The sequence below is a fragment of the Aliiroseovarius sp. genome (assembly GCF_965228805.1).
Taxonomy (GTDB): Bacteria; Pseudomonadota; Alphaproteobacteria; order Rhodobacterales; family Rhodobacteraceae; genus JASBTN01.
Genome location: NZ_CBDDIE010000003.1, coordinates 4,039,053 through 4,060,911, shown reverse-complemented (window position 1 = coordinate 4,060,911; position 21,859 = coordinate 4,039,053). Strand labels below are relative to the sequence as shown.

The following is a 21,859-nucleotide window of genomic DNA, read 5'->3' as shown; positions in this document are numbered from 1 at the left end:
ACAAGGACGTGGCCCAGAATGCGCATGCGCGCAGGCTAGGCCCTTTGCCTCGCACCCACCAGTGGGGTTAGCCGTAATGCGCCACCGGCGTGCCCGCCACGGCGGACATGTTCAGCAGGCCCCGCGCGGTGATCGAGGGGGTCACGATATGCGCCCGGTTGCCCATGCCCATCAGGATCGGCCCGACCTCCAGCCCCAGCCCCTTGGTCTTGAGGATGTTGCGCACGGCACTGGCGGCATCCGCATTGGGGAAGACCAGCACATTCGCGGGCCCGTCGAACCGGGCATCCGGGAAGATGTGGTTGCGGGTGGCCACATCCAGCGCGGCATCCACATGCATTTCGCCCTCATAGGCGAAATCGCGCGGCTCTGCGTCCAGGATCTCCAGCGCGCCGCGGGCGCGCACACCGGTGTCACAGCCATGGTTGCCGAATTGCGAATAGGAGCAGAGCGCGATTTTTGGCTCCACCCCGAAGCGACGCACATGGCGCGCGGCGGCTTCGGCGGTTTCGGCCATCTGAGCGGCGCTGGGCTCCGGATGCACATGGGTGTCGGCGATGAACAGCGGCCCGTCTTCCAGGATCATCAACGACAGCGCGGCGGTCGGGTGCAGCTCTTGGGTGCCCAGGATTTGGTTCACATAGTTCAGGTGCCATTGATACTGACCAAACGTGCCGCAGATCAGGCTGTCGGCCTCGTCGCGATGCACCATGATGGCGCCGATCGCGGTGGTGTTGGTGCGCATGATCGCCTTGGCCAGGTCGGGCGTCACACCGCGCCGGGCCATGATCTTGTGATAGGTTTGCCAATAGTCGCGATAGCGGTCGTCGCGCTCCGGGTTGACAATGTCAAAATCCACACCGGGTCTCAGCGGCAGGCCGGCGCGTTCGCAGCGTTTGGCAATCACGTCCGGGCGCCCGACCAGGATCGGCTTGTCGGTGGTTTCCTCCAGCATCGCATTGGCGGCGCGCAGCACGCGTTCATCCTCGCCCTCGGCAAAGACCACGCGGCGCTCGGCGCCCCGGGCGGCCTCGAAGACCGGACGCATGATCAGCGCGGATTTGAACACCGAACTGTCCAGCTTGGCCTTGTATTCCTCCAGCGAGGGCAGGGGGCGGGTGGCGACGCCGCTCTCCATCGCCGCCTTGGCGACGGCGCTGGCAACCACGCCCATGAGGCGTGGATCGAAGGGTTTCGGGATCAGGTAATCGGCGCCGAAGCTCAGCTGTTCGCCCTTGTAGGCGGCGGCGGCCTCAGCTGAGGTCGTGGCACGGGCCAAGGCCGCGATGCCTTCGATACAGCCCAGTTGCATCGCATCATTGATCTCGGTCGCGCCCACGTCCAGCGCGCCCCGGAAGATGAAAGGGAAACACAGCACGTTGTTGACCTGGTTGGGAAAATCGCTGCGCCCCGTGGCGATGATCGCGTCGGGGGCGACCTTGCGCACCTCCTCCGGCATGATCTCCGGCGTCGGGTTTGCCAGCGCAAAGACGACCGGCTTGTCGGCCATCTTCGCCACCATCTCGGGTTTCAATACGCCGGGGCCCGACAGGCCCAGGAACAGGTCGGCGCCCGCGATCACCTCGTCCAAAGTGGTCGGCGCGCTACCCTGCGCATAGGCGGCCTTCTGCGGCGTCATGTCCTTCTCGCGACCTTCATAAACCAGGCCCTCGATGTCACACAGCCAGACGTTTTCCCGCTTCACGCCCAGTTTCAACAGCATGTTCAGACAGGCGATGCCCGCCGCCCCGCCGCCGGTCGACACCACCTTGATATCGCCGAAATCCTTGCCCACGACCTGCAGCGCATTGGTCGCCGCCGCGCCCACGACAATCGCCGTGCCGTGCTGATCGTCGTGGAAAACCGGGATGTTCATGCGCTCGCGGCAGATTTGTTCAACGATAAAACAATCCGGCGCCTTGATGTCTTCCAGGTTCACCGCGCCAAAGCTCGGCTCCATCGCGCAGATGATATCGGCCAGCTTTTCCGGGTCGCTCTGGTCCAATTCGATGTCAAAACAGTCGATATTGGCGAATTTCTTGAACAGGACGGCCTTGCCTTCCATCACCGGCTTGGAGGCCAGCGCGCCGATATTGCCCAGGCCCAGCACAGCCGAGCCGTTGGACACCACCGCCACCAGGTTGCCACGCGCCGTGTAGCGGCTGGCGTCCGTCGGGTTGGCCTTGATCTCCATGCAGGCATCCGCCACGCCGGGGGAATAGGCCAGCGACAGGTCGCGGCCATTGGCCATCGGCTTGGTCGCGCGGATCTCCAGTTTCCCCGGTTTCGGGTGCTCGTGATAGTAGAGAGCGGGTTTCTGCGGTGTTTTCTCGTCTTTCACGGGCGGCTCCTCCGGTTGATGGTTTAAGGCTAAACCATCCATCTGACGCTGCGGCATACACCCAAAGACATACACCGATCAAGCCCGGCTGTCGCGCCTTTGCTGCCAAATGACGCTTTCGGGCGACGTTTCGGACTTGCATCCGCGGGGTGGTAGCGCCAACCTTGATCAATCAGTCAGAAATGGAGTCGCTCATGTCCCTGCTGGACGCGGCGAAACGGGCGCGCGAGAACGCCCATGCCCCCTATTCGAATTTCAAGGTCGGCGCGGCGGTCAGGACCGCCAGCGGTGATGTCTATGCCGGGTGCAACGTGGAAAACGTGGCCTATCCCGAAGGCACCTGTGCCGAGGCGGGCGCGATTGCCGCCATGGTCATGGCGGGGCAGCGCGAGATCACCGAGGCGCTGGTGATCGCCGATGCGCCCCTGCCGGTCACCCCCTGTGGCGGCTGTCGTCAGAAACTCAAGGAGTTCGCCGGACCAGACACGAAGGTCACCATGCTGACCACCGGCGGGGCCGAGCTGGTCATGACCATGGCCGAGCTTCTGCCCGGCGCTTTCACCAACGAACATCTGGACAACACATGACACGCGCTTTTCTGGTTGTCATGGACTCGGTCGGCATTGGCGGCGCGCCGGATGCGGATCGCTTCTTCAACGGTGACGTGCCCGACACCGGGTCGAACACTTTGCTGCACATCGCCCAGGCCTGCGCCGGGGGCCGCGCGGAAGAGGGACGTTCCGGCCCCCTGTTCGTGCCCAACCTTGATGCGCTGGGCCTTGGCGCGGCGTTGAAACTGGCCTCGGGTGAGGCCGCGCCGAATATGGGCGCCACGCCCTCGGGGCTCTGGGGCGCGGCCGAAGAGGTCAGCCCGGGCAAGGACACCCCGTCGGGCCATTGGGAGATCGCCGGCGTGCCCGTGCCCTGGGACTGGCACTATTTCCCCGACGCCCAGCCGTCCTTCCCACCGGATCTGACGGCGGCCATTTGCAAGGCGGCGGGTGTTGACCGCATCCTCGGCGACAAACACGCCTCGGGCACGGTGATCCTGGAGGAGCTTGGCGCCGAACACATGCGCAGCGGGCTGCCGATCGTCTATACCTCGGCGGATTCAGTGCTGCAGATCGCGGCGCATGAGGAAACCTTCGGCCTCGACCGCTTGCTTGATCTTTGCCGTGCCGTCGCCCCCATGGTGCATGACATGCGCGTGGGTCGGGTCATAGCGCGGCCCTTCGTGGGCGATGCAGACACCGGTTTCATCCGCACCACCAACCGGCGCGATTTTGCGGTGAACCCACCCGCGCCGACGCTGTGCGACTGGGCCCAGGCCGCCGGGCGCAAGGTCCATGCGGTGGGCAAGATCGGCGACATCTTTGCCCATCAGGGCATCGACGAGGTGCGCAAGGGCGCGGATGAGGCGTTGATGGAGCATCTGATCGACCTGATGGACGAGGCCAACGACGGCGACCTGGTTTTCGCCAATTTCGTCGAGTTCGACGCCAAGTTCGGCCACCGCCGCGATATCTCCGGCTATGCGCGCGCACTGGAATGGTTCGACCGCCAGCTGCCGCGCATCTTTGCCAAGGCGCGGCCCGGCGACCTGATCCTGTTCACTGCCGATCACGGCAATGACCCCAGCTGGGTCGGCACCGATCACACCCGCGAACGGGTGCCGGTTCTGATCCACGGTCTGGGCGCTGGTGAAATCGGTCCTTGCGGCTTTTCCGACATCGCCGCGAGCGTGGCCGAGCATCTTGCACTGTCTGAACGCGGGGCGGGGAGGAGTTTTCTATGAACTGGCAGGATTTTCCCAAGCTTGAGCTGCATCTGCACCTTGAAGGGGCCGCGCCACCGGCGCTGATCCGGCAGATGGCGTTTGAGAAGAAGTTGGACATTTCCAACATTTTCACCCCGGATGGTGGCTATGACTACCGGGATTTCTGGCACTTTCTCGAGGTTTACGAGGCGGCGACCTCGGTCCTGACCGGGCCGGAGGAGTTCAAGCGCCTGACGGCCGCGGTTCTGGAGGAAAGCGCCGCCCATGGGGTGATCTATACCGAGGCCTTCCTGTCCCCTGACTTCTGCGGCGGGCGCGACGTGGGCGCCTGGCGCGAATACCTGCACGCGATCCGCGAGGCGGCGGATGAGGCGCGCGCGGCCCATGGGATCGAAATGCGTGGCGTGATCACCGCCATTCGCCATTTCGGCGGCGACCTGGCCCGCGAAACCGCGCTCTGCGCGCAGGAAACGGCGGGGGATTTCATCACCGGTTTCGGCATGGGCGGCGACGAGAAAGCCGGACACCCCAAGGACTTCGCCTATGCGTTCGACATGGCGCGCGAGGCCGGTTTGCGCCTGACCACCCATGCGGGCGAATGGGGCGGCGCGGACGAGGTGCGCGCCTCGCTGGATACGCTGAAGGTCGAACGAATTGGTCACGGGGTGCAATCCATCGACGATGCTGCCCTGGTCGAACGGCTTGTGCGTGAAGGCACGGTGCTGGAGGTCTGCCCGGGCTCCAACGTCTTCCTTGGCGTCTACCCCGATCTGACCGCCCACCCGATCGAACGGCTGCGCGCAGCGGGGGTAAAGGTGACCGTCTCGACCGACGACCCGCCCTTCTTCCGTACCACGATGACCAAGGAATACGAAGATCTGGAGCGGGTCTTCGGCTGGGATGCGGCGCGGTTTACCGAGGTTAACCTGGTGGCCGCCGAGGCCGCTTTCTGCGATGAAGAGACACGCGCGGCCCTGCGCAAGACAGTGGAGAATTTTAATGTATGACCACCTGACCGTCGTCGACCACCCGCTGGTGCAACACAAGCTGAGCCTGATGCGCGAGCAGGGCACGAAAAGCGCCGTGTTCCGCCAGCTGTTGCGCGAGATCAGCCAGCTTCTGGCCTATGAGGTGACGCGCGAGCTGCCGATGACGACGCAGGAGATCGACACGCCCTTGCAGAAGATGGATGCGCCGGTGCTGGCGGGCAAGAAGCTGGCGCTGGTGTCGATCCTGCGCGCGGGCAACGGGCTGCTGGATGGGATCCTGGAGTTGATCCCGCTGGCGCGGGTGGGCTTCGTGGGCCTCTACCGCGACGAGGAAACGCTGAAACCCGTGCAGTACTATTTCAAGGTGCCCGAGGCGCTGGAGGACCGGTTGGTCATCGCCGTGGACCCGATGCTGGCCACCGGCAACAGCTCGGCGGCGGCGATTGATCTGCTGAAACAGGCGGGCGCCAAGAACATTCGTTTCCTCTGCCTGCTGGCCGCGCCCGAAGGGGTTGCGCGCATGAAGGAGGCGCATCCGGACGTGCCGATCGTCACCGCCGCGCTGGACGAGCGGCTGAATGAAAACGGCTATATCGTGCCGGGTCTGGGCGATGCCGGGGACCGCATGTTCGGGACCAAGTAAGGGTTAACCCCTTCTGACCATTTGTTAACCATTGTTGCGCGCGCTTGGACAAACCGGGCGCGCGTGGCGGATTGACCCTTTACTCGGCTAGGTAACTCCTGCATCATTCCCACCATATTTTGTGTGGGGGCACAGTATGCAGAGTTTCAAATCCACGGCCATCGCCGCAATCGCTGCCATCCTGACAACGACCAGTGCCGAGGCGCTGACGCTGGCGCAAGGCGCGCAACCGGCGGAAACGCCACCGTCCAACTATCGGGGCGACGTCTATGTCGACAGCCGCGGCTGCGCCTATGTGCGCGCCGGGGTCAGCGGGCGCACCAATTGGGTGCCGCGGGTGACGCGGGATCGCAAGGTGGTCTGCGGCCTCGCGCCGACCTTCTCGCGCCGCGCCACGGCGACGGCCACTGCGCCGGAACCGTCGCCCGCGCCTGCCCCGACCCGGACAAGCCGGGTCGCCACGCCCCGGCCTGCACCCGCGTCAACGCCCGCACCGGCGGCGGCCCCGGAAACTGCGCCGGAACCGGCCCCCGCGCCTGCAGCCACGCGCCGCGTCACCGAAGTCGAGGCCGAGGCGCCCGCCGCCAGCCTCATCCGCACCGTGCATGTGGCCTGCGCAAACCCGGGCGACGAGATGGTCGTGCCTGCCGGTCGGGTCAAGATCCGCTATACCTGTTCATCGCGTGAGCAGGTGGTGCGCAATGTGCAGCTGTCCACTGGCGAGACCCTGCGTATCATCGCCACCCGCAGCCCGCATGAATATGTGCGCAACCGTCCCCGCACGGCGCAGGCGGCCCCTGCCACGGGTGTTGCTGCGCCCGGAACTGGCCCCTCTGCCGGGCAGGCCTTGCCGGAAGGCTACCGCGCTGCCTGGGATGATGATCGGCTGAACCCGAACCGTGGCCCGCGCACCGCTGCCGGGGATGCGCAGATGGCTGCTGTCTGGGACGACAGCGTACCGATGCAGCGGGTCGAAGCCGCCCCCGGCGCGTCGACCACCTATTCCTCCATGTCGGCGCCCCGTCGCGGGGCCGAGACCGGGGCGGACGCGCGATTCATCCAGGCGGCAAGCTTTGCCGATCCCGCCAATGCACAGCGCACCGCGCAGCGCATTGCCCGCCTGGGCTTGCCCGTGCGCATGGTCAAAGTGACCCGTGGCGGCAAGGCGTTGCGGTTGGTGCAGGCCGGGCCCTTTGCGGACAGCGCCGAGCTGACCCAGGCGCTGGGCAAGGTGCGCGGCTTGGGCTTTGCGGATGCTTACGCGGTGAAATAACCCCCGCGCCACGCAAACTGAAAGCCCCGGCGGACCCGACCGACCGGGGCTTTTTCATGGGCGTGTGCGCTTACTCGCCGCAGATCGCCTGAAGGCTGATCCAGCTGCCGTCATCCATCAGAGGCCGCGCCTCGGCGACGGGCACCGGGTCGGCCTCGATCAGGTCGAGCGTGCTTTCGCCGGTCTGATCCAGCGCATAGGCATAGGGGCTGCTGCGCAGCCTGGCCTCGGCAAAGCGGGCGACAAGCTGTTCGGTCGGCACCGGGGCAGGGGCGCGGGTCACGAGGGTCTGGGCATAGGCATCCAGGGCTGCATCCGGCAATTGGCCCGAGGTCAAAAGCCGCAGGGTTGCGCCCAATCCCGCCTGGCTAAGCAGCGCACGCATCGGGTCTTCCAGATCGCGGCGCAGCGCCTCCGCCACCAGGTATCCGGCAGCCACATCCGGTTCCTCGTAATCCTCGATCACCGCACGGTTCAGCAGAAGGATGCCGCCGGGCAGATGGCTGGCGTCGGCCGGGCCGCCGGGCAGCACCATGACCTGGGCCTGACCCGGTCCCAGCACCCGACTGGCCAATCGCCCGAGCGCCGCGCGGCCCGACGGGTCTGTGCAGGGCATGCCGGTCACCCGGGTGATCCGTGACAGCAGGCGCTGCCCCACCGCGGCCCGGGTGGGTTCGGGCACCACACGGGCGGTGTAATCCGTCAGCGCGCCGGGCAGCCAGAAGATGCCAAGTGCTGCAAACCCCAGCACCCCCGCCGCCGTCAGCACGAAACGCAGCCGCCCCGGGCGCGGGGTCTGGCGAACGATGGCCGTGTGCACACGCTCCAGCGCCTCGATCATCGTGTCATCGTCAAGCTCGAGCTCTTCGTCCTCATCCGTGCCGGGGGAAAACAGCGCGGGCCGCGTGCCCGGGTTCAACCGGCGCACGGCGGGTAGCGACCAATGGGTCAGCGGATGTTCGGCCATGTCGGCAATGGTCAGCGTCGCCTCGCCCAGCGAGACGATCACGTTGCGCCGCTGTTCGCCTTCGCTCCCGCGCCACAGGCCCGGGGCTTCCAGCCGGTCATACTGTGAGAGGGCCGTCATTCTGCTCGTTCCCGCCACCCGTTTTTCTGCGCGCCATCATACAGTTGCGCGGCGGCGATTTCTAGGGGGCGAGGCCACCGCCCTGAGGCTCGGCGGTCGCATTTTCCAGCACCGGGGGCTTGGAACGTCGCGAAATCACTGCGCCGGACAGCGCGATCAGCCCCATGCCCAGCACCGCCAGGGGTGTCAGGGTCTGGCCGAACAGGATCCAGCCCCAGAAGGCGGCGAAGATCAGCAGTGAGTATTCGAAGATCGCCACCTGAGCCGCGTCGCCCAGCTGATAGCCGCGAAACAACATACCAACCGCGACCATGGACCCGACCACCTGCACGCCCAGCAAAGCCCAGCTGGTCGTGCCAGGCCAGACCAGCCCGCGCAGCAGGAACCCGTCGGGCCCGGCTGGCACCTCGACCGGGAACAGGGTGAACCACAGGGTGCCGATCAGCCCAAAGAGCCCGAGCCAGAGGAAGAAGAACAAGAGCATCGACAGGGTGCTTTCCCCCTCGCACCATTGCCGTGTGGCCAGGGCGCCGATTGCATAGAAGAAGCCCGAGGCCATCGGGACAAGGGCCACCGGGTCCAGCCCGCCCTGGAACGGCTGCAACACCAACAGCACCCCGCCGAAACCCAGAAGGGCCGCGGAAATCCGGGTTGGGCCGACGGGCTGCCCCAGAAACAGCGCGCCAATGATCATGACCCAGATCGGTGCGGTAAACAGTCCTGCGGCGACCTGGCTGACCGACATGAAGCCCAGACAGCCGAAATAGATCAGCATCGCCACCCCGGTAAAACCGCCGCGCAGGGCCACGGCCCAGAGCCGGTTTGGCCTGAGCCGCGCATAGCCCAGCGCGCTCATGGTGGCGAGGATCGCGGTCGCAAGCACGCCCCGCATCGCGTGGAACTGCCACAGCCCGGTGTCGCGTGCGATCACCGCCACCGCATTGTCGATCAGCCCCAGAAGGAACATCGCGGCAAAGACCACGCCTGCGGCCGCCATCGGATTGTCGTTGGACATATATGCTCCGTCGTCTTTGCCCATTGACCATGGGGCAGGGGATGCGCTCTTGTCTGTAGACGCCCCGTCGCGAAGGCGACATTCCAAAAGCGACACGGGCGACAAGAAAATGGGGACAGCCAGGTGGCGGCGGGCAGGAGGAGGCTCGGCGCGCCGAAGGCCACAGGACGATCGGGAGGGGAGCCCATGGGCTGGATGAAGGACGAGACCGGATTGGGCAAATGCGCGGCGAACCATGTGCCGCTGACGCCGCTGTCCCATCTGCGCCGCGCGGCCAGCGTGTTTGCCGGGCGCATGGCGCTGGTCGAGGGGGACCGTCGCTTTACCTACGCCGAATATCACGCGCGGGTGAGCCAACTGGCCTCGGCCTTGTCGAAAGCCGGTGTGGAACCGGGCGAGGTCGTCGCGACCGTCATCCCCAACACGCTTGCCCATGTCGAAGCCTGTTTCGCCATTCCCGCCTGCGGCGCCGTGCTCAACACGATCAACATCCGGCTGGATGTGGACACGGTGGCCTATATCCTCGACCACGGCGAGGCCAAGGCGGTGCTGGCGGATGCGCAGTTCCTGGGCCTGGTCGAGGCCGCGATCAAACGCATGGAAGGCCCCGCGCCGATGGTGATCGAGGTGGGCGCGGCCGAGGCAGGCCACCCGGCCAGTGGCAAATATCCGGAATACGAGGACTTCCTGGCGGGCGGCGACCCGGCATTTGACTGGATCATGCCCGAAGATGAATGGGAAAGCCTCGCGCTGAACTATACCTCTGGCACCACAGGGCGGCCCAAGGGCGTGGTCTATCACCACCGGGGCGCTTACCTGATGACCATGGGTACGCCGATCAGCTGGAACATGGGGCTTTACCCGAGATACCTGACCATTGTGCCGCTGTTTCACTGCAACAATTGGAACCACAGCTGGATGATGCCGCTGGTCGGCGGCACCATCGTCACCTGCCGCGATGTGACCGCCAAGGCGATATATGACGCCATCGCCGACCACGGCGTGACCCATTTCGGCGGTGCGCCCATTGTGCTGAACACCATCATCAACGCGCCTGAGGGTCACCGCCGCGACTTCGACCACGTGGTCGAGGTGTTCACCGCCGGGGCGCCCCCGCCTGCCGCCACGCTCGCCGCCATCGAACCGTTGGGCTTCAACGTCACCCAGGTCTACGGGCTGACTGAAACCTATGGCCATATCACGGAAACCACCTGGAATGGCCAGCTCTGGGATGACCTGCCCCAGGATGAGAAGGCGGCGATCAAGGCGCGCACCGGGGTGGCGATGCCGATGATGGAACATGTCACCGTGATGGATGAACAGATGACCCAGGTGCCGATGGACAGCCAGACGGCGGGGGAGATCATGATCCGCGGCAACTCGGTCATGAAGGGATATCTGAAGAACCCGGACGCGACCGAAGAAGCCTTTGCGGGCGGCTACTTCCATTCGGGCGACGTGGCGGTGCAGCACCCCGACGGCTACATCCAGATCACCGACCGGGCCAAGGACATCATCATCTCGGGTGGCGAGAACGTGTCTTCGGTCGAGGTCGAAGGCGTGCTGATGCACCATCCCGCTGTGTCGCTCTGTGCCGTTGTGGCCAAGCCCGATGATAAATGGGGCGAGGTGCCCTGTGCCTTTGTCGAACTCAAGGACGGGGAAACGGTGGACGAGGCCGACCTGATCGCCTTCGTGCGTGAACGGCTGGCGGGGTTCAAGACGCCCAAGCTGGTGATCTTTACCGATCTGCCCAAGACCTCGACCGGCAAGATCCAGAAGTTCGAGCTGCGCAAGACCGCGAAGGAAATGTGAGCGGCCCAAGACTTTTCAGAAAAGTCTTGGGAAAAATTTTCTGAAAATTTTTGCGCCCGCCGCTAGGGTGACACCATGATCTTGTCGCGCGGACGCAATTACCTCTTCCTCCATGCCCCCAAGACCGGGGGCACGGCGCTGTCACTGGCGTTGGAGAACCGCGCGATGAAGGATGACATCCTGCTGGGTGACACGCCCAAGGCCGTGCGCAGGCGGGGGCGGGTCAAGGGGGTGAACAGCGCCGGGCGGCTGTGGAAACATTCGATGCTCACTGACCTTTATGGGCTGATCACGCCCGAGGAGGTCGACAAGCTCTTCATCTTTACCCTCGTGCGCAACCCCTGGGACCGCATGGTCAGCTATTACCACTGGCTGCAGAGTCAGATGTTCGACCACCCGGCGGTGGAGCTGGCCAAAAGCCTCGATTTTGCCGATTTCGTCGCCCACCCGCAAACCCTCGCCGCCATGCGTTTTGCCCCCTACGGGCGCTATGTGCGCGACCGCGAGGGGCGCGAGCGCTGCAACCTGTTTCTGCGTTTGGAGCAGGTGGACGCCGACCTGGCCGCGCTGGAAGAGCACCTGGGTTTTCGCATCGGCCCGCTTCAGCGCATCAATGCCTCGCAGCGCGACCGCGACTATCGCGGCTATTATGATAACGCGACCCGCGCCCTTGTCGCCGAGGTCTGTGCCGACGACATTTCCCGCTTCGAGTACAGCTTCGATTGAACATTGCCTGCGTGAATGAGGACAATGCCCCATGTTGCCCCGGCATTGTCGTGCATTGGGCAACTCCGCCCCATTCTCGCCCCGTTTGCGTCCAACTGCGGTCCCGAGAATCAGAAAAGTTTTAATCAACTTCGATGTGACTTCGATACGGCGGGCTGCCACCCGGGATTTCACATCGAGGGGCCGGGCTGCCACCCGGTGCCGCTAAATGGGGATGAAACGATGTCGGATTTTCGTTGGAAAGACCAGACGCCTGTCGGGGAGGGCCCTGCAAAGGTCAGCCAGATGCACGGATTTGCCGCCGGGTCGATCGTGGCCACCCACCTGGGCTGGCGCCCGGTCGAGGCGCTGACCACCGGCGATTATATCCTGACCTTCGACAATGGCATGCAGCCGATCACGGCGGTGACCCGTGGGGCCTATTGGCTTGAGGCGGGCGATTGCCCCGACCACCTGCTGCCGATCGCGGTGCCCGCGGGCGTGTTGGGTAACGACCGACCAATGACGGTGCTGCCGGAACAGAGCGTCATGGTCGAAAGCGATGCGGCCGAGGAACTGCTGGACGATCCTTTCGCCCTGATCCCGGCCGAGGTGCTGCTGGGCTTCAAGGGCATCGACCGCATGCGCCCCTGGCAGGCCTTCGACGTGGTCACCCTGCATTTCGCGCAGGACCAGGTGATTTATGCCGATGGCGGGGCGCTTGTGTTCTGTCCGGCGGCGATTGCCGGCGTGGCCAGCGTGGATTTCATGTGTGACGGCTACCGCCCCATGCCCTATCGGGTGCTGGATCGGGATCGGGCCGAACTTCTGGCCGAGGTGATGGGCTGGGACGAAGATGATTTCGGCCCCAGCGTGCCCATGATGGAAACCAACAACTGGCAAAGGGCGGCGACTCACGTGGCCTGAGAGGTGATTCCCGGCGCGTGTCGGGGTGAAAATCGCGGAACAATCGCCGCTGACGGGCCATCATGGTTGACAGCGGGTTAACGACTGTTTCCGCCCCATCATCAAAATGCCGCAATCCTGCCCGGATTGGGGCCGTTGTCGAAATGATGCCACAATCTGGCCCGAAAGTGGGCGAAATCATGGCAGATTTCGGGTGCTTCCTTGTCTCATCGCCCAACGGGGCCCGGCCAGCAAGCCGGACGGATCAGATCAGGAGAGACACCATGTTCATGCATTCCAATACCGCTTTCGCCCAGGCTCAACCGGTTGACCTGGACATTCTTCTGCACACGCAAACCCGCGCGCGCGGCGGGTTGGTGGCTGGAACCCGGCTGGAAGCAGCCGATGGTTGGCGCCCGGTCGAACGGCTGATGCGCGGCGACGCAGTCTATACGCTGGACGGCGGTCTGCGCCAGATCATTGATATCAAACGCGAAGATCTGACCCCGGCGCGTCAGTTGATCGTGCCCGGCGGGGCGCTGGACAATTGCGCAGAGATGACCCTGCTGCCCGGACAGCACGTTCTGATGGAGGCCGAGATTGCCGAGGACGCCTTCGGCTCGCCCCTGGTGCTGCTGCCCGCCGCCGCGCTGGCCGGCTATCGTGGGATCCACTGGCAAGAAGGGCAGGAACGTGTCGAGATCGTGACGCTGGGCTTTGACGAGGACGAGGTGGTTTACGGCAATACCGGGGCACTCCTGCACTGCCCGTCGACCGCCCGCATGGGCGAACAAGTGACGCGCTCGAATTTCTTCACTGTTCTGGGGATGGAACAGGCCCGCGCCATGGTGGGTATCCTGTCCCATGGCGATCCCTTTGCCCTGGCAGCCTGATCGGCCAGAGGGGGAGGAAGGGGGGCGTCCCGCACGGGGCGCCTCTTTTCGTGTGGTCCGGGGGGTGTCGGCTCAGGCCAGGAAAATGCCCAGCACCACGACCATCAAGCCCAGGGTCGACAGGGCCAGCGCGCCCATGTTCAGGACCAGGGCCTTCTGCATGCGCGCCTTCAGGGCGTCGTCTTGCAGCCCGGCCTTCTTGGCCCGCATGACCTGCACCGCCGAGGCCACCAGCCCGACGAGGCCGATGATCGAGATGATCGCACCGATGATGATGAGCCAGTCCATGGGGGCCTCCGGGGTTGTGCCGTTTCCGCGGTCCTGCGCCTACCCCGTGGGGGCGCGTCGCGCAACCCCTTGAAGCCCGCGCAGGGCTTGGGTAGTCAGGGGCATTGCCCACCCGGAGGACCCCATGGACGGTATGGAAGAAGAGCACAAACCCTCGAGCTACCGTGTGACGGCCGACGAGCTGCGCCAGTTTATCGAGCGGTTCGAACGGCTGGATGCCGAGAAGAAGGACATCGCCGAGCAGCAGAAAGAGGTGATGGCCGAAGCCAAGTCGCGCGGCTATGACACCAAGGTGATGCGCAAGGTCGTCGCCCTGCGCAAACGCGACCGCGATGACATCGCCGAGGAAGAGGCGATCCTGGACATGTACAAGGAAGCGCTGGGCATGTGAGCCCGCGCCATCCATGCTGAGATCGGCCCCGTTCACCCCGGTGAGCGGGGTTTTTCGTATCTCGGGCGGGTGTCTGACACCGGTGGCGCTCCCGCCTTTTGCCTACGCCTTCGGCTTGTCAAAAGTTGGGCGTAGCGCGTTTTGCAAAGCAAAACGCGCGGAGGGCGGCAGCGGTGCCTGCACCGCGAGAGCTGCGTAGCTTGCGGAGGGCGACAGCGGGCTTTGCCCGCGAGAGCTGCGTAGCTTGCGGAGGGCGGCAGCGGGCTTCGCCCGCGAGAGCTGCGTCGCCCAGCGGAGGGCGGCAGCGGGCTTCGCCCGCGAGAGCTGCGTCGCCCAGCGGAGGGCGGCCTTGGGTTCCGGATCGGATGCGTTTGCGGCATGTGCCGGATGGGGGCTCTGCCCCCAAGTGACAAGACCTGTCCGGTCTTGTCACACCCCCGAGATATTTTTGGCAAGAAAAAGAGGGGGCGTTTCAGGTGGCCCAGTCGAGCGGTTCAGGCAGCGGTTCGGGGGCGTAGTCCACGCGTAGGGTTTGCCGCCCGGTGTTCACCGTGGCCGGGCGGGAACGGTGCAGGGTCAGCATGTTCAGCACCAGCACGTCGCCGGGCTGGGCCAAGGTCAGTTCGCTGGGGTAGCGCGCGGCTGTGGCCTCGGCCATGTCGCTGGGCACGCGGGTTTCGGTGTGGCTGCCGGGCGCGATCTCCATCGCGCCGTTTTCTTCTGTGCTGGCGTCCAGGTGGATGCGGGTGAACAGCATGCGGTTCAGCAGATCGAGCGGTGGCTCGCAATGCCAGGCATCGCCTTTCCGCGACCAGTTGGCAAAGCCTGGCAGATCGTGGCGCTCCTTCACCGCGATGATGCGGTCCTGGTGCCAGGGAACGCCCCAGTTGGCCCCGGCGGTCTTGTCGAAATTCACCACGCGCACAGGGCGCATGTTGGGCCATATCCGGTTGATTTCGCGTGAAAACGGCGCCCGGACGATGGCGGTGAAGAGCGGGCTGTCCGCAGCCACACGCGCGCCGGGGCGCCCGCCCAGCGTCGCCAGCTCGCGCAGGGTGGACAGCTCGGCGCCGGACAGGGCGCCGCGCAGCCAGAGGCGGCCCGTCCTTGCGAAGTCCTGTTGAAAATCCGCGGTCATGGGGCCTCGCATCGGGAGGGGCGATGCCCTCTCAGGTGTACTCTGCGCCCGAGAGCACGACGTTGCGCCCGCCGTCTGGCTCTTCGGAATAGGTGACGAACAGGGCATCTTGGGCCAGCAGTGGTTTCATGGCGGGCAGGCTGGCGAGGTCGGCAGAGAAGCGGATCGTACCGCCGGGCTTGCCCTTCGGCGCCGGTTCGAACTTCGGCGCGTAGACATCGCATCGCGGGACGAACTCCAGGAAGGCACGCGTCACGATGCTGCCGTCGTGCGGTGTGCCGTTCAGCACCAGCGTGGTCTTGATGACCAAGTCACTTGCGTCTGTGTCGCGCGAGACCTGTTGGCGCCACTCGATATCTTCCACACGCAGTTTCTGGATCTGGGCGGCTTGTTTGGCATTTTGTGGCATGGAACGCTCTCCTGCTGAAATTCGAACCTAAAAATCTGTTCAGGAGCACTATGGCGGGACAGGCCCGTCCTGCAAGGCCTAGGCGGTCAGCAGCGTCACCCCTGGAATGCGTTTCACCTCCAGCATGTCGTCGTCGTAGCCTGCGCTCATCTCGGCAACCAACTCGTCGGTCCAGCCGGGCAGGTCGACCTCTTCCTCGATCACGTCGTCCAGCGCGTATTTGTCCAGGAAGGCCGACAGGATGCGACGGCGCTGGATCTCGTTCTGGGCCGGGTGGGTCTTCATGTAGGCGCGCAGGCGTTTCATGCCCTCCTTGGCGGTGATCTGTCCCATGACATCCAGTCCACCCATCAGCTTGACCCCCTGATCGAGCCCCGCAACCTCGTGCAGCAGTTCCTTCCAGATCAGCGGCGTATCCTCGTTGCACCAGACGGTGATCGGGCAGTCCGGGTTTGCGTCGCGAATGGCGTGGATCACATCGGACCAGTAGAGCGCATGGGGATCGAAGCTGCCCAGGAAGGTCTTGAGGTCCACATGGCCCGACAGCCGCCGCCACAGCTCGGGCACGAGGCTCGCCGGGTTGCGCAGGGCCACGAAGAACTCGACCGGGTTATCGGGAAAGAGGTTGCGCAGCCAGGCCGTGTTGCGCGCGGCCATCGGGTAGAGCTGCCCACCTTCCATTGCCTTGCGGGGGCCGCCCAGGAAATTGTCATGCGACAGGATCAGCCGCTCGGCATCATCCACGTCCAGCATGGCATCCAGCAGCATTTCCTGCGTTTCCCGGCTGGCCGGATCGCCCGCCAGTTTCGGGACAACCTCGGACAGCAGGTTGCGGTAGCGCCCGGGACCGGGCACGATCACCCCTTCCTCGGCCAGCCGTCCCTTGTTCTTGAGAAGGGACTTCACCAACTGGTCGTCATCGGTGCAATGGGCGCCGACGTGGTAGGAGATGTGCATTCTGGGCTGTCCCCGGATCTGGCCTGTTGGCCTGTGAGTGGTCTTTGCTCGTCAGTATATGGTGCTTCTCTGGACAGGCAAACCGGTTTGGCGTAGAGCCGGGATCATGACCCAGCAAAACACTCAGGCACCGACAGCCGCCCGTGCAACCCTGCGCCTGCCCGACCGTTGGGCCATGGGCGCGTTGATGATCGCGGCGATGGTGCTGGGGCCGATCCTGGCGATCCTTTGGATGGCTTTCAACCCGGCGGAGAACATCTGGCCGCATCTGATGGCGACGACCCTGCCGCGTTACCTGGCCAATACGCTGATGCTGTGTCTTGGGGTTGGGGTCTTGTCGGCCTCGATCGGCACCGGTGCGGCCTGGCTGGTGACCATGTACCGCTTTCCGGGCTCGCAGATCCTGCAGTGGCTCTTGCTGTTTCCGCTGGCGATCCCGGCCTATGTCGGGGCCTATGCGCTGGTCGATTTCCTGGAATATGCAGGCCCCGTGCAGACCGCGATGCGCGACATGTTCGGCTGGCAGAGCGCGCGCGATTACTGGTTCCCCGAGATCCGCTCGCTGGGCGCCGCCATCGTGGTGCTGGGCGCCGCGCTGAACCCTTATGTTTTCCTGCTGGCGCGGGCTGCGTTTCGTGAACAGTCCGGCTCGACCTTCGAGGTCGCCCGCGCCCTGGGTGCCGGCCCCTTCGCGCGGTTCTGGCGCGTGGGCCTGCCGCTGGCACGCCCGGCCATCGCCGCAGGCGCCGCCATCGCGATGATGGAGACGGCGGCCGATTTCGGTGTTGTCGACTTCTTTGCCGTGCAGACCCTGACCACCGGCATTTTCTCGACCTGGCTCGAAGCGCACAACGCCGGAGGGGCTGCGCAGATCGCCCTGGTGGTGCTGGCGCTGGTGCTGCTGCTGGTGGGGCTGGAAAAACTCAGCCGCCGCCGCTCGCGCTTCTACAACCTGTCGCGCGCGCAGCGCCCGATCGAGCCGGTGCGCCTGACCGGCTTGCCCGCGCTCCTGGCTTTTCTGCTCTGCGCAGTGCCCTTTACCGTGGGGTTCATCTTGCCGATTGGTGTGATGATGAGCCATGCCTTCGCCAATCCCGAAAGCTGGTTTGAGCCAGGCCTCGCGCGTGCCCTTGCCCACACGGTGACCGTGGGCGGGATTGCCGCTGTGGTGACGGTGACCGCCGCGCTGTTCCTGGTCTACGGAGTGCGCCTGGGCCGCTCGCGGGCGGCCACGGCGATCCTGCCCTTCACCACCCTGGGCTATGCCGCGCCGGGGGCGGTGCTGGGCGTCGGGATCCTGGTGCCGCTGGCGATTGTCGACAATTGGCAGGCCGATACGATCCTGGCGCTGACCGGTTGGGATCCGGGCCTGGTGCTGACCGGCACTGCTTTTGCCCTGGTGCTGGCTTATTGCGTGCGCTTCTTCGCCATTGCCCAGGGGGCGGCGGATGCGGCGATGGGGCGGGTGTCTCCCAGCCTACCGATGGCGGCGCGCTCGCTCGGTCGCTCGGCGGGTGGCGCCCTGCGCGAGGTCTATGTGCCGCTGATCAAGGGCTCGGTCGGCACCGCGCTGCTGCTCGTCTTCGTGGACAGCGTGAAGGAGCTGCCCGCGACCCTGCTTCTGCGCCCGTTCAACTACAACACCCTGTCGACCAGGGTGTATGAGCATGCCTCGTTGGAGCGCATCGGCGATGCCTCCCCGGCGGCGCTTCTGGTCTGTTCCGTCGGGCTGGTTGCGGTGGTTATGATGGCGCGGTCCAACCGGGTGGTGACCTGAGCTGTCCCCACCGTGCACGCCGCGGGGCGGTGTCCGGGCACCCGGTGCGGCGATCTTCCAGGCGAACGGCACATGTCTGCGCGAAATGCCGGTCCGGTTACACATCGCTAATGCCTGAGAAATCAGGCGCGTTCGGACCCGCATTTGTGCACCAGGTGGTGCAAGACATGCCCCCACTGGAACCTGTCTGCAACGCATTGCCGCTGCTGGCAGGTTCGCTGTAGCCAAGCGCGATAAATCGGCTAAGCTCTCGCCATTAAGGGGAGAGCTCGTTTGCTGCGCACGCTGAATTTCAGGCTACAATTCCTGCTGGTCCTCGTGGCCCTGCCGGGTTTGGTGGCGGTGATTCTGCAAACTCTGGCGGAACGCGATATGGCGATCGAGGCCTATCGCAAGGAAAGCCACCTGGTGGCCGAGGACCTGGCCGCGACCCAGCGCGAAATCATCCAGTCGACCCGGCAGTTTCTTGAGGAACTTGCCCAGGCAGATCCGGTGCAAGATCCGTCCGATCCGGCCTGCGGCGCCTTCGTGGCAGAACTGCTGCCGTTTGAAATCGCCTATGTGAATCTGGGCGTGCCGCGCGCGGATGGGGCGCTCCTGTGCAATGCGCTGCCGATGACCCACTCGGTGAACGTTGCCGACCGCGCCTATTTCCGACGCGCGGTGGACGGGCGCATGTTCAGCGTCGGCACCTTTCAGACAGACCGCGCCGCCGGAGTGACCAGCGTGAACTTCGCCTATCCGGTCGAACCCCGGGGGGCGTCGGGCCCGGTGGCCGGTGCGGTGGTCGCGGTGGTCTCGCTGGGATGGTGGGGGCAGCGGCTGGGGGCACAGGACTTGCCCGAAGGCGCGATCGCTCTGATCCTGGACCGCGAGGGCACCATCGTTGCCCAGCATCCGCCCAGCCTGGGCGCGCTGGGCCAGAGCCTCGCTTCGTTGGACGTGCTGGGCACCCGGGCCGAAGCGGCGAAGGGCGAGCCGGTGCGCGGGCGTGACGGGGTGCGCCGCGTGGTGTCGCGCAGCGTGTTGTTCGAGGATGGCGCAGGCCATGCGGTGCGCGTTGTGATCGGCATCCCGGTCGAAGAGGCGCTCCGGCGCGCCGACGCCAATGCGCTGCTCAGGTTCCTGTTGCTCGGCGGGGCGCTGGTCCTTGTCTGGAGCATGGCCATGGGCCTTCTGACCCGTGACGTGCTGCGCCCGCTGGCAGCGCTGACCGGTGCGGTGCGCGAGTTGGAAGCGGGCCAGTCCGGCGAAGGCGAGGCGCGCATGACCGCCCGGGTGCAGGAGTTCCGCCACCTCAGCAGCCGGTTCGAGACGATGGCGGGAGCCCGGCGCGCCGCCGAGGAAAGCGAGGCGCAGCGCGCCCGCGAGCTGGAGGCGCTGCTGGACGCGGTGCCCGACCTCTATTTCCGCATGGATGCCGACACGCGCATCCTCGATTACCGCGCCTCGAACGGATCCGACCTTCTGTTGCTGCCCGAGACGTTCATGGGGCGGCGCATGGAAGAGATGCTGCCCGGCCGCGCGCTGGAGCTGTTCACGGAGAACATGGCCAGACACGCCGAAACGCGCGAGATCGTGTCCTGGGAATACCCGCTGGAAATTGACGGCCGCCCGCTGGAGTTCGAGGCCCGCGCCTGCCCGGTCAAAGGGGCGGATGAAACCATCCTCGTGGTGCGCAACATTACCGGGCGGCGGCGCGCCGAAGAGGGGCTGCGCCTGGCCGCAATGGTGTTCGAAAACTCGTCGGAAGGCATGATCGTCGTGGACCCGGATGGGCGGATCACCTCGGTCAATCCGGCGGTTTCGGAACAGACTGGCCACCGGGCGGACAAGCTGGTCGGCATGCGTTTCTCCAAGCTGGTGCCACGGGAGCATCGCGACCGGCTGGCACGTCGCTTGGCCGGGCTGACCCGGGCGCCCGGGGATCGTGAGGCGGGGGGATGGAGCGGCGAGCTGGCCTTTCGTCATGCCGAGGGCGGGCAGTTCCCGGTCTGGCTGTCGATCAACCTTGTCGAGGCCGACAGTTTCGCGCCCCGCCGTTTCGTCATCCTGTCGCGCGACATGACGGACCTTTACGAGGCGAATGAAACGATCTGGCACCAGGCGCATTTCGACAGCCTGACCGAGTTGCCCAACCGGGTCAGCCTGGCCGAGGGATTGGGACGCGCCATCGCCGAGGCCCAGGATCAGGGGGAGGAGGTCGCGTTGCTCTACCTCGACCTCGACCGGCTGAAACAGGTCAATGACCGCATGGGCCATACGGGCGGTGACCTGGTGCTGGCCGAATTGGCGGCGCGGCTGCGCGACACGGTCGAACCCGAGGATCTGGTGGCACGCCAGGGCGGGGATGAGTTCATCGTGGTGCTGACCGGGCCCGACGTCGGGCTGCGCGCTGACCGCATGGCTGAGGCTCTGGTCGCCGCCGTGTCCGCGCCCTATCCGATGGGCGGGCAGGAGGCACATATGTCCTGTTCCCTGGGCATCGCGCTGTTTCCGCAGGATGCAGGTGACGGCGAAGCGCTGCTTCAGGCCGCGGATCTGGCGATGTATTCGGCCAAGCTGGCGGGCGGGAACCGGTCGCGGCGCTACTCGGCCAAGATCGGCGAGGTGGCCCAGGACCGGCTGCACCTGATGGAGGACCTGAACGGGGCCCTGGCGCGGGATGAGTTCGAGCTGCATTTCCAGCCGATCGTCGAACTGGGCAGCGGCGCCATGGTCAAGGTCGAGGCGCTGATCCGCTGGAACCACCCGCGCCTGGGGCTGATCGGTCCGGACCGTTTCATTCCCCTGGCCGAAGAGGCGCGGCTGGTCGGCGCCATCGGCGACTGGGTGCTGGCGCGCTCCTGCGCGGCACTGCCCCGGCTGCGGCAGCGGTTCGGTGATGGGCTCAAGCTTTGTCTCAATGTCTCGCCTGTGCAACTGACCGAACCCCAGGACAGCATGGCGGGCTGGGCCGACTGCCTGGCCGAGGCCGGGCTGGAACCCGGCGCCATCGTGGCCGAGATCACCGAAAGCACCCTTCTGGGCACCAACCCCAAAGTGGCCGAGCGCCTGGGGCAGATGCGGCAGATGGGGATGCAGCTGGCGCTGGACGATTTCGGCACCGGCTATGCCACGCTGCAGCACTGCCTGAGCTATGAGTTCGATGTGCTCAAGATCGACCGCGCCTTCGTCAAGGACCTGCCCGACAAACCCGCCGCGCGTATCCTGTGCGAGACCATCCTGGACCTCGCGCGCCGCCTCGATGCCCAGGTGATTGCCGAGGGGATCGAGACCCCGGCCCAACGCCGTTTCCTGTCGGCCCACCCGGGGCTCTGCGGTCAGGGGTTCCTGTTTGCAGTTCCCCTGACGTTGGAGGAGTGCCTGACCCTGCCACGCCGCTTCCCGATTGTCTGAGACATCCCGTCCGGGCAGAGCGGATCGCCCAGGCGGGCGTTTCGGATCGGGGAGGG

The 21,859-nt window shown here is 65.5% G+C and carries 19 protein-coding genes; 12 read left to right on the top strand and 7 right to left on the bottom strand.

The features are described 5' to 3' along the window. Positions 1 to 67: 67 nt before the first annotated feature. The gene (locus ACO07D_RS21050; protein ID WP_421704889.1) at positions 68 to 2,341 is read right to left on the bottom strand and encodes an NADP-dependent malic enzyme; all 2,274 of its coding nucleotides are present in this window, start codon (positions 2,339 to 2,341) and stop codon (positions 68 to 70) included. 194 nt (positions 2,342 to 2,535) lie between these two features. On the opposite strand from ACO07D_RS21050, the gene ACO07D_RS21045 reads away from it, so the two are divergent. The 5 genes from ACO07D_RS21045 (at position 2,536) to ACO07D_RS21025 (ending at position 7,023) form a co-directional block, all read left to right on the top strand. Then, positions 2,536 to 2,928 carry a cytidine deaminase gene (locus ACO07D_RS21045; protein ID WP_421704888.1) on the top strand — a complete coding sequence of 131 codons (393 nt, stop codon included), beginning with the start codon at positions 2,536 to 2,538 and terminating at the stop codon, positions 2,926 to 2,928. Continuing rightward, on the top strand, positions 2,925 to 4,136 hold the full coding sequence (locus ACO07D_RS21040; RefSeq protein ID WP_421704887.1) for a phosphopentomutase: 1,212 nt from the start codon (positions 2,925 to 2,927) through the stop codon (positions 4,134 to 4,136). The genes ACO07D_RS21045 and ACO07D_RS21040 overlap by 4 nt, the downstream gene beginning before the upstream one ends. After that, positions 4,133 to 5,125 (top strand): adenosine deaminase, encoded by a 993-nt coding sequence (locus ACO07D_RS21035; protein WP_421704886.1) that lies wholly within the window; start codon positions 4,133 to 4,135, stop codon positions 5,123 to 5,125. The genes ACO07D_RS21040 and ACO07D_RS21035 overlap by 4 nt, the downstream gene beginning before the upstream one ends. Beyond that, a complete protein-coding gene (upp, locus tag ACO07D_RS21030; protein WP_421704885.1) occupies positions 5,118 to 5,750 on the top strand; it encodes a uracil phosphoribosyltransferase in 633 nt (210 codons plus the stop codon). Before ACO07D_RS21035 ends, upp begins: the two co-directional genes overlap by 8 nt. Before the next feature lie 136 nt (positions 5,751 to 5,886). Continuing rightward, the gene (locus ACO07D_RS21025) at positions 5,887 to 7,023 is read left to right on the top strand and encodes an SPOR domain-containing protein (RefSeq protein WP_421704884.1); all 1,137 of its coding nucleotides are present in this window, start codon (positions 5,887 to 5,889) and stop codon (positions 7,021 to 7,023) included. A gap of 70 nt (positions 7,024 to 7,093) precedes the next feature. Here ACO07D_RS21025 and ACO07D_RS21020 read toward each other — a convergent pair whose 3' ends face one another. Beyond that, complete coding sequence (locus ACO07D_RS21020; protein ID WP_421704883.1) at positions 7,094 to 8,110, bottom strand: hypothetical protein; 1,017 nt, start codon at positions 8,108 to 8,110, stop codon at positions 7,094 to 7,096. A gap of 61 nt (positions 8,111 to 8,171) precedes the next feature. Further along, positions 8,172 to 9,125, bottom strand: coding sequence for a DMT family transporter (locus tag ACO07D_RS21015; protein WP_421704882.1), 954 nt, complete (start codon positions 9,123 to 9,125; stop codon positions 8,172 to 8,174). Between the two features lie 186 nt (positions 9,126 to 9,311). On the opposite strand from ACO07D_RS21015, the gene ACO07D_RS21010 reads away from it, so the two are divergent. From ACO07D_RS21010 to ACO07D_RS20995, 4 genes are all read left to right on the top strand, one after another. Next, a complete protein-coding gene (locus tag ACO07D_RS21010) occupies positions 9,312 to 10,940 on the top strand; it encodes a long-chain-fatty-acid--CoA ligase (protein WP_421704881.1) in 1,629 nt (542 codons plus the stop codon). 75 nt (positions 10,941 to 11,015) lie between these two features. Beyond that, on the top strand, positions 11,016 to 11,666 hold the full coding sequence (locus ACO07D_RS21005) for a Type II secretory pathway, pullulanase PulA (RefSeq protein WP_421704880.1): 651 nt from the start codon (positions 11,016 to 11,018) through the stop codon (positions 11,664 to 11,666). A 222-nt stretch (positions 11,667 to 11,888) separates the two neighbouring features. Then, the gene (locus tag ACO07D_RS21000) at positions 11,889 to 12,572 is read left to right on the top strand and encodes a Hint domain-containing protein (RefSeq protein ID WP_421704879.1); all 684 of its coding nucleotides are present in this window, start codon (positions 11,889 to 11,891) and stop codon (positions 12,570 to 12,572) included. Positions 12,573 to 12,835: 263 nt separating this feature from the next. Continuing rightward, entirely contained in the window at positions 12,836 to 13,444 is a 609-nt protein-coding gene (locus ACO07D_RS20995) for a Hint domain-containing protein (RefSeq protein WP_421704878.1), read from the top strand. 72 nt (positions 13,445 to 13,516) lie between these two features. Here the strand turns inward: ACO07D_RS20995 and ACO07D_RS20990 are convergent, their stop codons facing one another. Then, complete coding sequence (locus tag ACO07D_RS20990; RefSeq protein WP_421704877.1) at positions 13,517 to 13,732, bottom strand: hypothetical protein; 216 nt, start codon at positions 13,730 to 13,732, stop codon at positions 13,517 to 13,519. Positions 13,733 to 13,856: 124 nt separating this feature from the next. Here ACO07D_RS20990 and ACO07D_RS20985 point away from each other — a divergent pair, with 124 nt between their 5' ends. After that, positions 13,857 to 14,123 (top strand): DUF2312 domain-containing protein, encoded by a 267-nt coding sequence (locus tag ACO07D_RS20985; protein ID WP_421704876.1) that lies wholly within the window; start codon positions 13,857 to 13,859, stop codon positions 14,121 to 14,123. A 472-nt stretch (positions 14,124 to 14,595) separates the two neighbouring features. Here ACO07D_RS20985 and ACO07D_RS20980 read toward each other — a convergent pair whose 3' ends face one another. The 3 genes from ACO07D_RS20980 to ACO07D_RS20970 all read right to left on the bottom strand — a co-directional run bounded on the left by ACO07D_RS20980 (position 14,596) and on the right by ACO07D_RS20970 (position 16,627). Continuing rightward, positions 14,596 to 15,261: a phytanoyl-CoA dioxygenase family protein gene (locus tag ACO07D_RS20980; protein ID WP_421704875.1), complete on the bottom strand. Its 666-nt coding sequence runs from the start codon at positions 15,259 to 15,261 to the stop codon at positions 14,596 to 14,598. Positions 15,262 to 15,292: 31 nt separating this feature from the next. Beyond that, the gene (locus ACO07D_RS20975; RefSeq protein ID WP_421704874.1) at positions 15,293 to 15,670 is read right to left on the bottom strand and encodes a hypothetical protein; all 378 of its coding nucleotides are present in this window, start codon (positions 15,668 to 15,670) and stop codon (positions 15,293 to 15,295) included. A gap of 78 nt (positions 15,671 to 15,748) precedes the next feature. Then, complete coding sequence (locus ACO07D_RS20970) at positions 15,749 to 16,627, bottom strand: hypothetical protein (RefSeq protein WP_421704873.1); 879 nt, start codon at positions 16,625 to 16,627, stop codon at positions 15,749 to 15,751. A 106-nt stretch (positions 16,628 to 16,733) separates the two neighbouring features. Between ACO07D_RS20970 and ACO07D_RS20965 the strand changes: the two genes are divergently transcribed. Together ACO07D_RS20965 and ACO07D_RS20960 are read left to right on the top strand one after the other, a co-directional pair. Further along, positions 16,734 to 18,404 (top strand): ABC transporter permease, encoded by a 1,671-nt coding sequence (locus ACO07D_RS20965; protein WP_421704872.1) that lies wholly within the window; start codon positions 16,734 to 16,736, stop codon positions 18,402 to 18,404. A 273-nt stretch (positions 18,405 to 18,677) separates the two neighbouring features. Next, positions 18,678 to 21,803, top strand: a complete 3,126-nt coding sequence (locus ACO07D_RS20960; RefSeq protein WP_421704871.1) for a bifunctional diguanylate cyclase/phosphodiesterase — start codon at positions 18,678 to 18,680, stop codon at positions 21,801 to 21,803. Positions 21,804 to 21,859 lie beyond the last annotated feature (56 nt).